Annotated in this window: 16 protein-coding genes; 8 read left to right on the top strand and 8 right to left on the bottom strand. The window is 60.7% G+C overall.

Going from position 1 to position 14,984, the window contains the following annotated elements; translation table 11 throughout:
- Positions 1-84: 84 nt before the first annotated feature.
- Positions 85-414, top strand: a complete 330-nt coding sequence (locus tag F0185_RS04250) for an NIPSNAP family protein (protein ID WP_167221870.1) — start codon at positions 85-87, stop codon at positions 412-414.
- Positions 411-770 carry an antibiotic biosynthesis monooxygenase family protein gene (locus F0185_RS04255; RefSeq protein WP_167221872.1) on the top strand — a complete coding sequence of 120 codons (360 nt, stop codon included), beginning with the start codon at positions 411-413 and terminating at the stop codon, positions 768-770. The genes F0185_RS04250 and F0185_RS04255 overlap by 4 nt, the downstream gene beginning before the upstream one ends.
- A 1-nt stretch (position 771) precedes the next feature.
- Here the strand turns inward: F0185_RS04255 and F0185_RS04260 are convergent, their stop codons facing one another.
- From F0185_RS04260 to F0185_RS04295, 8 genes are all read right to left on the bottom strand, one after another.
- A complete protein-coding gene (locus F0185_RS04260) occupies positions 772-1,773 on the bottom strand; it encodes an NADP-dependent oxidoreductase (RefSeq protein ID WP_167221873.1) in 1,002 nt (333 codons plus the stop codon).
- A 282-nt stretch (positions 1,774-2,055) separates the two neighbouring features.
- Entirely contained in the window at positions 2,056-2,835 is a 780-nt protein-coding gene (locus F0185_RS04265) for a peptidylprolyl isomerase (protein ID WP_167221875.1), read from the bottom strand.
- A gap of 114 nt (positions 2,836-2,949) precedes the next feature.
- Entirely contained in the window at positions 2,950-3,729 is a 780-nt protein-coding gene (locus tag F0185_RS04270) for a peptidylprolyl isomerase (RefSeq protein WP_167221877.1), read from the bottom strand.
- Positions 3,730-3,837: 108 nt separating this feature from the next.
- Entirely contained in the window at positions 3,838-4,113 is a 276-nt protein-coding gene (locus F0185_RS04275) for a BolA family protein (RefSeq protein WP_167221879.1), read from the bottom strand.
- Positions 4,110-4,745 (bottom strand): septation protein A, encoded by a 636-nt coding sequence (locus F0185_RS04280; protein ID WP_167221881.1) that lies wholly within the window; start codon positions 4,743-4,745, stop codon positions 4,110-4,112. Before F0185_RS04280 ends, F0185_RS04275 begins: the two co-directional genes overlap by 4 nt.
- A gap of 15 nt (positions 4,746-4,760) precedes the next feature.
- Positions 4,761-5,156, bottom strand: a complete 396-nt coding sequence (msrB, locus tag F0185_RS04285) for a peptide-methionine (R)-S-oxide reductase MsrB (protein WP_167221883.1) — start codon at positions 5,154-5,156, stop codon at positions 4,761-4,763.
- A gap of 11 nt (positions 5,157-5,167) precedes the next feature.
- Complete coding sequence (locus F0185_RS04290; protein ID WP_167221885.1) at positions 5,168-6,706, bottom strand: protein adenylyltransferase SelO; 1,539 nt, start codon at positions 6,704-6,706, stop codon at positions 5,168-5,170.
- A 90-nt stretch (positions 6,707-6,796) separates the two neighbouring features.
- Positions 6,797-7,555 (bottom strand): hypothetical protein, encoded by a 759-nt coding sequence (locus F0185_RS04295; protein WP_167221887.1) that lies wholly within the window; start codon positions 7,553-7,555, stop codon positions 6,797-6,799.
- Between the two features lie 261 nt (positions 7,556-7,816).
- Between F0185_RS04295 and F0185_RS04300 the strand changes: the two genes are divergently transcribed.
- The 6 genes from F0185_RS04300 to F0185_RS04325 all read left to right on the top strand — a co-directional run bounded on the left by F0185_RS04300 (position 7,817) and on the right by F0185_RS04325 (position 14,909).
- On the top strand, positions 7,817-9,469 hold the full coding sequence (locus tag F0185_RS04300; protein ID WP_167221889.1) for a 3-(methylthio)propionyl-CoA ligase: 1,653 nt from the start codon (positions 7,817-7,819) through the stop codon (positions 9,467-9,469).
- A gap of 351 nt (positions 9,470-9,820) precedes the next feature.
- Positions 9,821-11,059, top strand: a complete 1,239-nt coding sequence (locus F0185_RS04305) for a branched-chain amino acid ABC transporter substrate-binding protein (protein WP_167221891.1) — start codon at positions 9,821-9,823, stop codon at positions 11,057-11,059.
- Between the two features lie 169 nt (positions 11,060-11,228).
- Entirely contained in the window at positions 11,229-12,173 is a 945-nt protein-coding gene (locus F0185_RS04310) for a branched-chain amino acid ABC transporter permease (RefSeq protein WP_166898017.1), read from the top strand.
- Positions 12,170-13,447 (top strand): branched-chain amino acid ABC transporter permease, encoded by a 1,278-nt coding sequence (locus tag F0185_RS04315; RefSeq protein ID WP_167221893.1) that lies wholly within the window; start codon positions 12,170-12,172, stop codon positions 13,445-13,447. The genes F0185_RS04310 and F0185_RS04315 overlap by 4 nt, the downstream gene beginning before the upstream one ends.
- Positions 13,444-14,208, top strand: coding sequence for an ABC transporter ATP-binding protein (locus F0185_RS04320; RefSeq protein WP_167221895.1), 765 nt, complete (start codon positions 13,444-13,446; stop codon positions 14,206-14,208). Before F0185_RS04315 ends, F0185_RS04320 begins: the two co-directional genes overlap by 4 nt.
- Positions 14,205-14,909: an ABC transporter ATP-binding protein gene (locus F0185_RS04325; RefSeq protein ID WP_187362434.1), complete on the top strand. Its 705-nt coding sequence runs from the start codon at positions 14,205-14,207 to the stop codon at positions 14,907-14,909. Before F0185_RS04320 ends, F0185_RS04325 begins: the two co-directional genes overlap by 4 nt.
- Positions 14,910-14,984: the final 75 nt, after the last annotated feature.

A 14,984-nucleotide genomic window follows, 5' to 3' on the forward strand; every position in this document is an offset into this window, starting at 1 on the left:
CGCATGTCGATGGTTCGTCCCAGGCCGAACCATCGACATGCGGCGTGCCGTTATAGTCAGGTCTTCACCCAACCGAGGACCACCATGACCATCGCTTGCTTCATCCGTTACGAAATCGATCCGTTCCAGCGCGAGGCCTTCCGCGCGTATGCCGAGAACTGGGGCCGCATCATTCCACGCTGCGGCGGTAATCTGATCGGATACTTCCTCCCGCTCGAAGGGACCAATTACGAAGCCTGGGGCCTGGTCGGCTTCGACAGCCTTGCCGCGTACGAGGCCTACCGCGCGCGCCTGCGCATCGATCCCGAGAGCCGCGCCAACTTCGCCATGGCCCAGGAAAAGCGCTTCATCCTGCGCGAAGAGCGCACCTTCACCGAAGTGGTCGAAGGCGCCTTCCAGCGCGCGGCGCAATGATCGCCGTGATCTTCGAGGTCGTTCCGCACGACGACCAGCGCCAGGCTTACCTGGACGCCGCCGCCACCTTGCGCGGGCATCTGGAGCAGATGGATGGCTTCGTGTCGATCGAGCGCTTCCAGAGCCTGGCAACGCCCGGCAAAATCCTGTCGCTGTCGTTCTGGCGCGATGAAGACGCCGTGCGCGCCTGGCGCAACCACGGCTTGCACCGCGCAACCCAGGAGCAGGGGCGCGCCTTCATTTTTGCCGATTACCGCTTGCGGGTAGCGGCGGTCCTGCGCGACTACGGGATGGATGAGCGAGCCGAAGCACCGCCCGACTCGCGCGCCCGCCACGACGCGCCGCCCGGGGCCTGACTTACTTGACCTTGATGACGACCTTGCCCTTGGCCCGCCCGGCCTCCACGTAATCGAGTGCCGCGTTGGTGTCGGCGAACGGGAACACGCGGTCGATCACAGGACGGATGGCGCCGGCGTCGATCAGGCTGGCAATCTGGCCCAGCTGCTTGCCCTCGGCCCGCATGAAGAGGAAGGAGTAGCCAACGCCGAGCTTCTTCGCTTTCTTGCGCGCGCCATGACTGAGCACCATCATCACCATCTTCACGAACCAGGGCAGGCCCAGTTGGACGGCAAAGTCGGGATCGGGCGGCCCGGAGATGGAAATGAGCTTGCCGCCCGGTTTGAGTACGCGCAACGATTTTTCGAGCGTGGCTGCATCCTGGCTGTTGAGCACTACATCGTAGTCGCGCAAGACATCCTCGAAGTCCTCGTTCTTGTAGTCGATCACGATGTCGGCGCCGAGCCGCTTGACCATCTCGATATTGGCGCCGCTGGCGGTGGTGGCGACCGTCGCGCCCAGGTGCTTGGCTAACTGGATGGCAAACGTGCCAACTCCGCCGGCGCCGGCCTGGATGAACACTTTCTGCCCCTTTTTCAGACCGGCTTTTTCGACCAGCGCCTGCCAGGCGGTCAGGCCGACCAGCGGAATCGACGCCGCTTCTTCCATGTTCAGCGTTGCCGGCTTGAGCGCGACATCGCTTTCGTTCATGGCGATGTACTCGGCAAACGTGCCGATGCGGTCCTTGCCGGGCCGGGCGTAGACTTCGTCGCCGACCTTGAAGCGGCGCACGCCCGGGCCGACCCTAACCACCACGCCGGCGACATCGTTACCCATGATCTGCGGCAGCCGGTAAGGCAGGACCAGCTTGAATTCGCCGGTCTTGATCTTGGCGTCGAGCACGTTGACGGCGGTGGCGTGGACCTGCACCAGCACATCGTCGGCGCCCACCACCGGTTCCGCCACCTCGGCCTGACGCAGCGTGCCTTTTCTTGAATAGGCTTCGAGAATGAATGCTTTCATATGATTCCAATCTTCATGGCAATTTCTCGGTAGTGGGGTCCAGCATTGGCTCTAATTATGATGATCATCATATATGTATCAAAACGTTGACGAGCAGCGTCGAGCTGGAAAAGGCTGGCTTGGTTCATTTCGAATGACGATCATCATATTCTATTTTGCGGCATTGCGCTTGTACATTGTGTTGGCATGTTGCGTAAACCGTCCGCCGGCGCCTTGCCTTTGCAACAGGCGTAAAAAAAGCGCATCGGACGATGCGCTTTTCTCAGAGAGGCAGACCAGGAATTACTTGATCGACGCTTTCTTCATCAGGTCTTCGCGGAACGCTTGCAGCTTGCGCTGTTGCAGCTGTTCGGCGATTTGCTGTTTGACTTCTTCCATCGGTGGAATCTTGGCCGTACGGGTATCTTCCAGCTTGATGACGTGGTAACCGAACTGCGTCTTGACCGGGGTGTCGGTGATGGCGCCTTTTTGCAGGGCAACCATGGCTTTCGAGAACTCAGGCACGTAACCGGCCGGGCTCGCCCAATCCAGATCGCCACCGTTGGCGGCCGAGCCGTCTTTCGACGAGGCCTTGGCCAGGTCTTCGAACTTGCTGCCGGTTTTCAGCTTGGCGATGATGGCCTTGGCTTCTTCTTCGGTTGGCACCAGGATGTGCTTGGCGTGGTATTCCTTGTCGCCCATCGTGGCTTTGAACTTGTCGTACTCGGCCTTGATCTCGGGATCCTTGACCGGGTTCTTTTTCACGTAGTCAGCCAGCATCGCGTTGATGATGATGCTCTGGCGCGCGTTTTCGAGCGCGGACTTGACTTCAGGACGGATGCCGAAGCCTTGCTTGTCGGCTTCCTGGATCATGACTTCGCGGCCGATCAGGTCTTTCTTGATGGCTTCGCGCAGTTGCGGGGAATCGGTTTGCTTGCCTTGGGCAACGACTTGCTTGACGACTTGGTCTACCTTGGCGGCAGGAATGCCTTTACCGTTGACGGTAGCAATATTTTGCGCGAACGCAGGCGCGGCGGCGAGCGCGAGCAGGGCTAACAACAGGCGGGCAGGCTTCAACATCATTATCTTGGATCCTTTATCAATACAAAAGTAAGCGGCTGGACGGGATCATACCGCCAATCAGTCCAGCGAGCCGGCGCACGCGTGCGGCGCGGCAATCGTGCGCCGTGCACCGGTCTATTTGACCGACGCTTTCTTGACCATGTCATCCTGGTAGGCTTGCAGCTTCTTCTGCTGCAGCGAATCGGCGATCTGCGGCTTGACTTCGTCGAACGCCGGCAGTTTTGCCGCACGGGTGTCGTCGAGCTTGATGACGTGGAAACCGGCTGGCGTTTGCACCGGGTTATCGCCGACCTGGCCATTTTTCAGGCTGACGAAGGCGTCGCTGAATTCTTTCGGGAACGACGATGGCAGTGCCCAGTCGAGGTCGCCGCCATTGTTGGCGGTGCCGCTGTCCTTGGAGGTCTTGGCCAGGTCTTCGAACTTGGCGCCGCCCTTGAGCTTGGCGATGATGGCCTTGGCGTCGGCTTCGTTCTCGGCCAGGATATGGCGGACATGGTATTCCTTGTCGCCGGCCTGCGACTTGTAGCGATCGTATTCGGCCTTGATGTCGGCGTCGCTGACGGCGTTCTTGCTCACGAAGTCACGCACCAGGGCGTTGATGACGATGGTCTGGCGCGCGCTCTCGAGCTGCTGCTTGACGGTGGCGTCTTTCTCGAAACCCTTCTTGACGGCTTCTTGCATCATCACTTCGCGGGCGATCAGGTCTTTCTTGACCATCTCGCGCAGCTGTGGGGAATCGGGCTGTTGGCCTTGGGCGACAACTTGCTTGACGACTGCATCGACGCGGGCCGAAGGAATGGGCTTGCCGTTGACAACAGCAACGTTCTGCGCAAAGGCAGGCATGGCGGCAACGGCGATCAGTGCTAACAGCAAGCGGGCTGGCTTAAAGGTCATTATTCGTTCCTGTTCGGGGATGGTTACTTGGACAAAGATTAGATTAGTTTTTTTACTTTACGTTCAATTGTCGGACAGATTTCTTAAGGCGCTCTGAAAGCGCACGGTTCACAGCTCGGACGGCGCCAGTGCGGTGATGGCCAGTGCGTGTATCTCATTGTGCATCATATCGTGCACGGAATCATACACGAGTCGATGTCGCATGACGAGCCTGAGCCCCTCGAAACGCGCTGAAACGATCTTCAGGCGGAAGTGGCTGCCTCCGGAAGCGGCCCCGGCGTGGCCTGCATGCAAGGCCGATTCGTCGGTCAGCTCGAGCACGCTCGGCGCCAGGGCGGCGGTCAGTTGCGCGCGGATGCGCTCGGGTCGGGTTGACTGGTTCATGCTTGTTCCTCCGCTTCAATGTACTTCGACAGCATCAGGGTCTGGACGATGATGAAAACAAACAGCAGGCCGTTGATGCCGAACAGCTTGAAGCTCACCCAGCCGCTGGTGTTGCCTTTGAAAATGACAAACGCGGCGACCAGGTTGATCACGCCGAGCACGAAGAAGAACACCATCCACGACAGGCCGACGTTTTTCCAGACCGGCTCGGGCAGCTTGATCTGCGCTTCCATCGCCTGGCGCATCAGGTTCTTGCCGAAGCCGAACTGCGCCACGCACATCACCAGCGCGAACACCCAGTAGATGATGGTCGGTTTCCACTTGATGAACACATCGTCGTGGAAGTAGATGGTCATGCTGCCGAAGATGGTGATGATCAGGAAGGATACCCACAGCATGGCGTCGATCTTGCGGCCGCGCAGCTTCAGGTAGACCAGCTGCAAGGTGGTGGCGACGATCGCGACCACGGTGGCGATCATGATCGGCGCCTGGTCCGGCTTGATGGTCCCACCCGCGACGAGTCCGCCCAAGAACTTGGTGGCGATGGCGAACGATGCCTGCTGGTTGATCTCGGCCAGTTTGAAGACGCCGAAGAACAGCAGGATGGGGAAAAAGTCGAACAGAAATTTCATATTGTTATTCGTGGATCAGGTTGGGTCGAAGCGCAGCGACGCGGAATTGATGCAATAACGCAATCCGGTTGGCGGTGGGCCGTCCGGAAACACGTGGCCGAGATGCGCGTCACAGACCGCGCAAATAATCTCGGTGCGCAGCATACCATGCGTGCGGTCGGTTTTTTCGATCACATTGGCCGGGTCGAGCGCGGTGAAGTAGCTTGGCCAGCCGCAGCCGGAATCGAACTTGGCGTCGGAGGCGAACAGCGGCGTCTCGCAGCACACGCAGGTGTAGATGCCGTGCTCGTGGTGGTCCCAGAATTTGCCGGTGAAGGCGCGTTCGGTGGCCGCGTGGCGCGTGACCTCGTACTCCATCGGATCGAGCATGGCACGCCATTCGGCGTCGGTTTTGGTGACTTTATCGGACATGATGATTGCTTTCAGGAAGAACAGCTCACTGCCAGGTGGCTCGCCCAGTCGGGCGGCAACGCGCAATAGTGATCGTTATGGGGTTGTTCGTCGAATGGATGCTCCAGCACGGCCAGCAGCCGCGCCACTTCGGAAAAATCCTTGTCCTGCGCTTTTTCGATGGCGGCCTGGGCCAGGTAATTGCGCAATACATACTTTGGGTTGACCCGGTCCATTGCAAGCTTGCGTTCGGGGTCGACGCTGTTTTCCAGGCGCAGGCGGGCGCGGTAGCGCAGCGCCCAGGCGTCGAAATCTTCGCGCGCGATGAACATGTCGCGCAGCGGCGCGTCCTGGTCCGGCGCGTCCAGGCGCAGCGTGCCGAGCTTGCGGAAGAACAGGGTGAAGTCGGCGTGATTGGCGTGCATCAAGGTAAACATGGCGTCGAACAGTTGCGCATCGTCATCTTGCCCGGTCGCCAGGCCCAGCTTGGCGCGCAGCAGTTCGTCGATCTTGCCGGCAAAGGCGGGCTGATACACCGCCAGCGCCTCCTCGGCTTCTTCCACGCTGCCGATCAGCGGCAGCAGCGCTTGCGCCAGCGCATAGCAATTCCAGTGGCCTACCTGCGGCTGGTTGGCGTAGGAATAGCGGCCCTGCTGGTCGGTGTGGTTGCAGATGTGCTCGGAGTCGAATGCGTCCATGAAGCCGAACGGGCCGTAGTCGAGCGTCAGGCCGAGGATCGACATATTGTCGGTGTTCATCACGCCATGCATGAAGCCAACCGCTTGCCAGTGCGCAATCATGTGCGCGGTGCGTCGGGTGACTTCTTTCAGCAGGGCCTGGTAGGGATTGGGCGCGCCGGCCAGTTCCGGGTAGAACGTGGCGATGACGTAATCGGCCAGGATGCGCAGTTCCTCGGGCTTGTCGCGCGAGGACCAGTGCTCGAAGGAGCCGAAGCGCACGAAGCTGGGGGCCATGCGGGTGACCACGGCGGCGCTCTCGACCGTTTCGCGCAGGATGCCCTGGTCGGAACCGGTGACCACCAGCGCGCGGGTGGTGGGGATGCCGAGCGCGGCCATTGCTTCGGAACACAGGAATTCGCGGATCGACGAGCGCAGCACGGCGCGTCCGTCGCCCATGCGCGAGTACGGGGTTTTGCCTGCGCCCTTGAGTTGCAGTTCCATCGGACCTTGCGGACCGGCGAGCTGGCCGAGCAGGATGGCGCGGCCGTCGCCGAGCTGGCCGGCCCAAACCCCGAACTGGTGGCCGGAATAGACGGCGGCGAGCGGCTTGGCGCGCGGCGGGACGTGGTTGCCGGTGAAGGTGGCGACGAAGTCGTCCTGCTCGAGCAAGGCCGGGTCCAGGCCCACCAGGGCGGCGGCGCGCGCGCTGGCGGCCACGAAGTAGGGCGCTGGCAGCGGCGTGGGCATCAGCCGGGTGTAGAAAGCGGGAGGCAATCCGGCAAACGAATTGTCCAGCGGCAAGTCATCAACGTTAATGGCAGATCCAGTCGCGGTAAAGGGGTGAAAACAATAGCGGAATTCTACCGTACCGGCTGTTTTTTGGCCGGTCATGCACGCTATCATCGCCGTCAACGACATTGACGAGCATCCAGGCGACAGTGGCGTCAACTGCTCATCGACCGAGCTTGCGGCCAGCCATGATCATTGAAGTTCCGCCGCCAGGGAAACTGCGCTGATCGCGGAATTGATCTTTTTCCCGTCGTGGCCGGCGTGCTGGTCAGGCGCGTAAGTAACTTTGTAAAGCGTTCCGCCATTCACCCAGAGTACTTCCTCGAGTCTTCGGCCCTGATCGTCGGTCAGCACAAGAGAGATGGCCGGTTTGCCAGCCACGGTCGTATTGACCGCCGCTTTGTTCATGTAAAACATGCCACCCGACGCGGCCAGGTCCATTTCGGATACGCGCCAGTAGCCACTGCCTTCGATATGGAAGTAGCGCTCGATGCCGGTCCATTTGCCATTGACGATCGTGCCCTGGGGCGTCGCCCCGATAAGCTTGCCGCTACGCACGGTCGCAGCATGGAAGCCTACCTTCAGGTCTCCTACGCTGTTGACGACGATGGGCGTGGTCGGGATCGGCCTTCCGGACTTGACTGTCTCGACAAACGCGGCCGCTTCCGCGGCGCTCGACTGGCGCCCTTTGACCACCTTCAGCTCGTTCATGAACTTGCGTACCTCCTCGGGCGACTTTTTGACAGCGCTGAAGCCGTCTTCCGCCTTGATCATGGCGCTGCGCTGCATCTGATGCGATTGCCCGGGCGGCGGCGGAAGCGGCATCTGATTGGGGTCGACCAGCAGCACGCGGTCGGTGCCGCCTTGTGCCGGGCGAGGCATGGCGTGCGGGCCTTGCGCGAACGCACTCGTACAAGCCAAGGTAAGGGCGGCGCCAATTATCTTTTTCATGATTCATCCTCTTTTTGTAGGTCAAGCATTGCATTTCTACCGAGACGGCAATAAGGGGTTGGGCATCGAGCGCGCCGCAGCGTTTCGACAAGTGTCGGGCTGGATCGTATTCCGATCAACGTACCACACTTCGCCCGACCACTGGACCATCCGGTCTGGATGCGCTGCACCATCGAAAATGATTGACTGTTTTAGCACGGTCGTACGAAACTAAGTCAACGGTTGCCGGAGCGCAGCCGCAATGTAATGACAGGAGTATTGATGACGTCTTACCCGATGAGCCCACTGATGGGGCAAATGATGGACCAGCCTTTGCTCATCTCCAGCATTATCGAATTCGCGGCAAGGCACTACGGCAGCACCGAAATCGTTTCGCGCCGGGTCGAAGGCGATATCCACCGCTACACCTACAGCGACTGCCACCGGCGCGCGCGCCAGATGGCCAACGCACTCACCGGCCTGGGCGTCCAGCTCGGCGACCGGGTCGCCACCCTGGCCTGGAACGGCTACCGCCACATGGAACTGTATTACGCGGTGTCCGGATCGGGCGCCGTGCTGCATACGGTCAACCCGCGCCTGCATCCGGAACAGATCGCCTACATCGCCAACCACGCCGAAGACCAATATCTGTTCTTCGACCTGACCTTCCTGCCGCTGATCGAAGCCGTGGCCGCCCACTGCAAGACGGTCAAGGCGTTCATCCTCATGGCCGGGCGAGAGCACATGCCCGCCGAGACAAAGATTGCCCAGTTGCTGTGCTATGAAGACTTGATTTCGAGCAGTTCAGCCGATTACACCTGGCCGCTGTTCGACGAAAACTCGGCCGCTTCGCTGTGCTACACGTCCGGCACCACGGGCAACCCCAAGGGAGCCTTGTACTCGCATCGTTCGACCGTGCTGCACGCGTATGGTTCCGCGATGCCGAATGCGCTCAACGTGTCGTCGGCCGACACCGTGCTGCCGGTGGTGCCGATGTTCCACGTCAATGCGTGGGGCTTGCCGTATTCGGTACTGCTGTCGGGCGCGAAGATGGTCTATCCGGGCGCGGCGCTGGACGGCAAGTCGCTATACGAGCTGTTCGAAGCTGAAAAGGTCACGTTCTCGGCCGGCGTGCCGACCGTCTGGCTGGGCCTGATCAATTATGCGCTCCAGAATCAGCTGCAGTTCAGCACGTTCCGGCGCACGGTCATCGGCGGCTCGGCCTGTCCGCCGGCGATGATGGACACCTTGATCGACAAGTTCAATGTGGAAGTCATCCACGCCTGGGGCATGACCGAAATGTCGCCGCTGGGCACCGCGGGCGGCTTGCAGACCAGGCATTTGAGCTTGCCGAAAGATGCCCAGCGCAAGATTTTGCAGAAGCAGGGGCATGCGATCTACGGCGTGGACATGAAAATCGTCGACGACGCCGGTACGGAGTTGCCGTGGGATGGCAGTACTTACGGCCATTTGCTGGTCAAAGGCCCGTGGATCATCAAGAGCTACTTCAAGAACGAAGGCGGCGACGTACTCCAGGATGGCTGGTTTCCGACCGGCGACGTGGCCACCATCGACGCCGACGGCTACATGCAGATTACCGACCGCAGCAAGGATGTGATCAAGTCCGGCGGCGAGTGGATCGGCACGATTGACCTGGAAAATATCGCCATGTCGCATCCGGCGGTGCTGCAGGCGGCATGTATCGGCATCGCGCACCCGAAATGGGATGAACGTCCGCTGTTATTGGTGGTCAAACGTCCAGGGATGGAAGTGACGCGGGGAGAGATGCTGGCGTTTTTTGAAGGCAAGATCGCCAAGTTCTGGATGCCGGACGATGTGGTGTTCATCGAGGCGCTACCGATGGGAGCGACCGGCAAGATTCAAAAGAACAAGCTGCGCGATCAGTTCAAGGCGCATCAGTTACCGGTGGTTTGAGTTAAGACGCTACCCCCAAAACGTCGTCCCCGCGAAGGCGGCTATTTCAAAAGGGAAGCGCTCAACGACTACCACCGCCTCCAGCACCGTCATTCCCGCGCAGGCGGGAATCCAAGTTCGCTGCTATGCCACGGAATGGGATTCCCGCCTGCGCGGGAATGACGGATAAGAGTCTACCGCCTAGCGGTGATTTTAGCGTTTTGAGACAGCGCTCCTGCGCGGGGCCGACGTTATTGATACCGGTGGGCGTAATACGATTAACACTTAACAAGAGGTTTTCAGCATCAGGATGGGCAGCACTCGCTGCAAGGGCATCAGACCCGCATAGACAATAGAGAAGGATGGAGACGCATGATCAAGACTATTCGCCCGTTGACACTGGCTGTTTCGTTTGCATTGCTGTCGGCTGCGGCCCAGGCCGAAACCGTGAAGATCGCCTACATCGACCCTCTGTCGGGGCCTTTCGCGCCGGTCGGGCAGAACCAGCTGAAAAGCTTCCAGTTGATCGCCGACATGGCCACCCAGCAAAAATGGGCCGGCGAGCATAAACTCGAGGTGGTCGGCTTCGACAACAAAGGCAGCCCCCAGGAGTCGCTCACCCTGCTCAAAACCGTCATCGACCAAGGGTACCGCTACATCACCCAGGGCAGCGGCTCCGGCGTCGGCCTGGCCCTGCTCGACGCCATCAACAAGCATAACGAGCGCAATCCGGGCAAGGAAATCGTGTACCTCAACTACGCGGCCATCGATCCGGACATGACCAACAGCAAGTGCAGCTTCTGGCACTTTCGCTTCGACGCCAATTCCGACATGAAAATGGAGGCGCTGACCTCCTACATGGCGCCCAACAAGGACATCAAAAGCGTCTACATCATCGGCCAGAACTATGCTTTCGGCCAGGCCGTCAGCCGCGCCGCCAAGGAATACCTGAAACGCAAGCGTCCGGACATCAAGATCGCCGGCGACGACCTGCACCCGATCGCCCAGGTCAAGGATTTCTCGCCGTACATCGCCAAGATCAAGGCGTCCGGGGCCGACACCGTCATCACCGGCAACTGGGGCGCCGACCTGGCCCTCTTGATCCGCGCCGCCAAAGATGCCGATCTCAAGGCCAATTTCTACACCTACTACGGCGTCACCACGGGCGTGCCGACCGCCATGGGCGCGGCCGGCGCCGATCGCGTCAAGATCGTCGGCAACTGGATGGTCAACAACGACAAGTTCCTCGGCAAGGACATCGTCGAAGCGTTCAAGAAGAAATACAACGACGATTACTACGCCGCCCAGACCCACAGCGGCATCGGCATGCTGGCCCAGGCCATCAAGACCGCCAAGACCACCGACCCGGTCAAAGTGGCGTTCGCCATGGAAGGCGCCAAGTTCAACAGCATCAATGGCGAAGTCATCATGAACAAGGTCGACCACCAGTTGCAGCAGCCGCTGTACATCGGCACCTGGACCAAGACCAACGGCAAGGACATCAAGTACGATCAGGAAAATACCGGCTACGGCTGGAGAATGGACAAGAAGATCGACGCCTACCTGGCGAACCAGCCGACTTCCTGCCAGATGAAGCGGCCCGGGGCTTAAGCAGCGCTCCGGCTGCGGGATGCGCCGTCCGGCCACAAGCCGGCGGCCCGGTCCCGGCAAGACTGCAGGGTGGACGGGTCCGGTTCCGGTAGTTGCGGCGCGCGTGTCCACCACCTTCGCGTTTCCGACCACGGTGGAGCCCGCACGCCCACCCAACCTGATCACACCTATGGAATTTACACTGTTCACCCTGCTGAACGGGATCAGTTACGGATTGCTGCTGTTCATGCTCTCGTCCGGACTGACCCTTATCTTCAGCATGATGGGCGTGCTCAACTTTGCGCACGCCAGTTTCTACATGCTCGGCGCCTACATCGCCTATACCATCAGCAGCGTGCTCGGATTCTGGCCGGCGCTGGTGCTTGCGCCCGTCGCGGTCGGCCTGATCGGCGCGCTGGTCGAGCGCTACGGCCTGCGCCCGCTGCATAAATTCGGGCATATTCCGGAACTGCTGTTTACCTTCGGCTTGTCCTTCCTGGTGGTCGAGCTGGTCCAGCTGATCTGGGGCAGGGCGGCGGTGCCGTATCCGATCCCGAAGGAACTCGACGGCCCGCTGTTCACCCTGTTTTCGACCAGTTTCCCGATGTATCGCGGCTTCATGATGCTCGTTGCCCTCTCGATGCTGGCCGGTATTTACCTTGTACTCACGCGCACCAGGGTCGGGCTGGTGATCCAGGCGGCGCTCAGCCATCCGGACGCGGTCGAGGCGCTTGGCCATAACGTGCCGCGCATCTTCATGTGGGTGTTCGGCGGCGGTTGCGCGCTGGCCGGGCTGGCGGGCGTGATCGGCGGCAACGCATTTGTGACCGAACCGGGCATGGCGGCCACGGTCGGCAGCATTATCTTCGTGGTGGTCGTGGTCGGCGGCATGGGCTCGCTGGCCGGGGCGTTTTATGCCTCGATCCTGATTGGCGTGCTGCAAACTTTTGCCGTGGCGCTCGATTATTCACTGATGAGCCTGTTCAACGGCCTGGGCGCCAACATCACCACGGACACGCCCGGCTACGAGGTGCTCAAGCTGACCATCTCGCAGAGTGCGGCCATCCTGCCGTTCCTGCTGCTGGTATTGATCCTGATTTTCCGCCCAAAAGGCTTGATGGGGACGCGCGAATGAGGCTCACCTACACCCCGCTGAACCTGGGCCGCTATCTCGTCTGGGGCGGCTTTGCGCTGCTGCTGGTGCTGGCGCCGCTGATCTTTTCCAAGGGAGCGGCGCTGTCGATCCTGTCCCAGATCGGCACGGTCATGATTTTCGGCCTGTCCTACAACATGTTGCTGGGGCAAGGCGGCATGCTGTCGTTCGGCCACGCCGTCTATTCCGGCCTGGGCGCCTTCTTTGCCATCCATGCCATGAACAGCAGCGGCATCGGCGCGCTGGTGCCGACCTCGCTCATTCCATTGGTGGGCGGCGTGGCCGGCATGGCTTTTGGCGTACTGTTCGGCTATGTGACGACCAAGAAATCCGGCACCACCTTCGCCATGATTACCCTGGGCCTGGTGGAACTGCTGTTTGCCTGTTCGCTGATGTTTCCCGGCTTTTTTGGCGGTGAGGGCGGCATCACCACCAACCGCGTGCGTGGCCAAGCCTTCATGGGCCTGACCTACGGGCCGCAGGTGCAGGTGTACTACCTCATTGCCGCGTGGCTGTTCGTCAGCACGGTCGCCATGTTCGCCTTCACGCAAACGCCGCTCGGGCGCATGGCCAACGCCGTGCGCGACAATCCGGAACGGGTCGAATTCATCGGCTACGACACCCAGTGGGTACGCTACCTGACCCTGATCCTGTCCGCCTTCTTCGCCGGCATCTCGGGTGGGCTGTCGGCGATCAACTTCGAGATCGTCAGCGCCGAGAACGTCAGCGCCATCCGCTCGGGCAGCATCTTGCTGTTCGTATTCATCGGCGGGATTGGATTCTTCTTCGGCCCCTTGCTCGGCACCATCGTCGGCGTGTTCTTTTCGGTGATGTTGTCGGACTTCACGCCGGCCTGGCAACTGTACCTGGGCCTGTTCTTTATCTTGCTGGTGCGCTATGCCCCGGCGGGGCTGTCGAGCCTGATTTTGCTGCTGCTGCGGGTGGCGGGGGCGCGCAAGTTCGGACGCATCTGGAAGCCCTTGCTGGCGGTAAGCGCCTGCGCGCTGGTCGGAATGGTGGGCTTGGTGATGGGCATCGAGATGCTGTATCACCTCACCCTGGACGCGGCCAATGGCAGCGTCATGACCCGTTTCGGGCAGGCGATCGACACCAGAACGGTCGGGCCGTGGCTGGTGGCCGGCGCGTTCCTGCTGGCGGGCATTGTTGGCTACCGGCGCTTCCAGCCGGGATATGACGCAGTCTGGAGTGACGTCAATGCAGAAATCGTGGCCCAACAGCGCGGAGGTGTCGCATGACGACCGCCGCACTTGAATTGAAAGACGTGCGCAAGAGTTTTGGTCGTTCCGAAATTATCCGGGGCGCGAACCTGACCGTGCAAAAAGGCGAGCGCTGCGCCGTGATCGGGCCGAACGGGGCGGGTAAATCGACCTTGTTCAATTTGGTATCGGGTCGTTTTCCAATCAGCTCGGGCGATATCTGCCTCAACGGGAACAGTATCAGCGGCTTGCGGCCGTTCGAAATCAACCGCCTGGGATTATCACGCAGCTTCCAGATCAGTAATCTGTTCGACAAGCTGTCGGTGTACGAAAACCTGCGCTGCGCGGTATTGTGGTCGCTCGGGTATAGATACTCGTTCTGGCAGCGCCTGAACGGGCTGCGCGACGCCCACGAGCGCGCGGAACAGGTATTGGAGCAGATCGGCATGCAGCGCCAGCGCAAGGTGCTGGCCGGGGTGCTGACCTATGCCGAACAGCGCGCACTGGAAATCGGCATCACCATTGCCGGCGGGGCCGATGTGATCCTGCTCGACGAGCCGACCGCCGGCATGAGCCGGTCCGAGTCCGATGCGGCGGTCGAATTGATCCGCAAGGTCACGGTCGGCAAATCGCTGGTGATGGTGGAGCACGATATGAGCGTGGTGTTCGGGCTGGCCGATAAGATCGCGGTGCTGGTGTATGGCGAGGTCATCGCCTGCGATACCCCGGCCAATATCCGCTCGAATGCGGCGGTGCAGGCGGCCTACCTGGGCCACGAAGGCAGCGAGGAAGCCGCATGAGCGCCATTCTGGAGATTAAGAACCTGCACGCGTTTTATGGCAAGGGACATATTCTGCACGGCGTCGATCTGCAGATCGGCAAGGGCGAGATTGTTTCCCTGCTGGGGAGGAATGGGGTGGGGCGCTCCACCCTGGTCAAGGCGGTGATGGGGCAGGTCAATGCGACCGGCTCGGTGCTGTTCAAGGGCGAGCAAGTGCTGGGCTTGAAGGCATTCCAGATCGCGCATAAAGGGCTGGCGTATGTGCCGGAAAATCGCGATATTTTTCCCACCTTGACGGTGGAGCAGAATCTGATCCTGGGGCAGAAGAAGACGGGTGCGGTGGGGCGCTGGTCGCTGGACGATATGTACAAGATGTTCCCGCGCTTGCTGGAACGGCGCACCGTGGCGGCCGGTTTTTTGTCGGGCGGGGAGCAGCAGATGCTGACCTTGTGCCGGAGTTTGATGGGCGATCCGGACTTGATCATGATTGATGAACCGACCGAGGGCCTGGCGCCGAAGATCGTGGCGCTGGTGGCCGAGTATTTGCTGGCGCTGAAGGAAAAGGGGATTTCGGTGCTGCTGGTGGAGCAAAAACTGGCCATTGCGCTGGAGATTTCGCAGCGGGTGTATGTGATGGGGCATGGGGCGATTGTGTTTGAGGGGACGCCGCAGGAGTTGAAGGCGGATGCGGGGGTACGGAAGGAATGGCTGGAAGTGTAGGGGGCGCGACGGAACTGGGTTCCCGCCTGCGCGGGAACGACGGTCTTAAGGGTGGTGGTCACAGCAGACCTCCGT

It is taken from the genome of Massilia rubra (assembly GCF_011682065.1).
GTDB classification, from domain to species: domain Bacteria; phylum Pseudomonadota; class Gammaproteobacteria; order Burkholderiales; family Burkholderiaceae_D; genus Telluria_A; species Telluria_A rubra.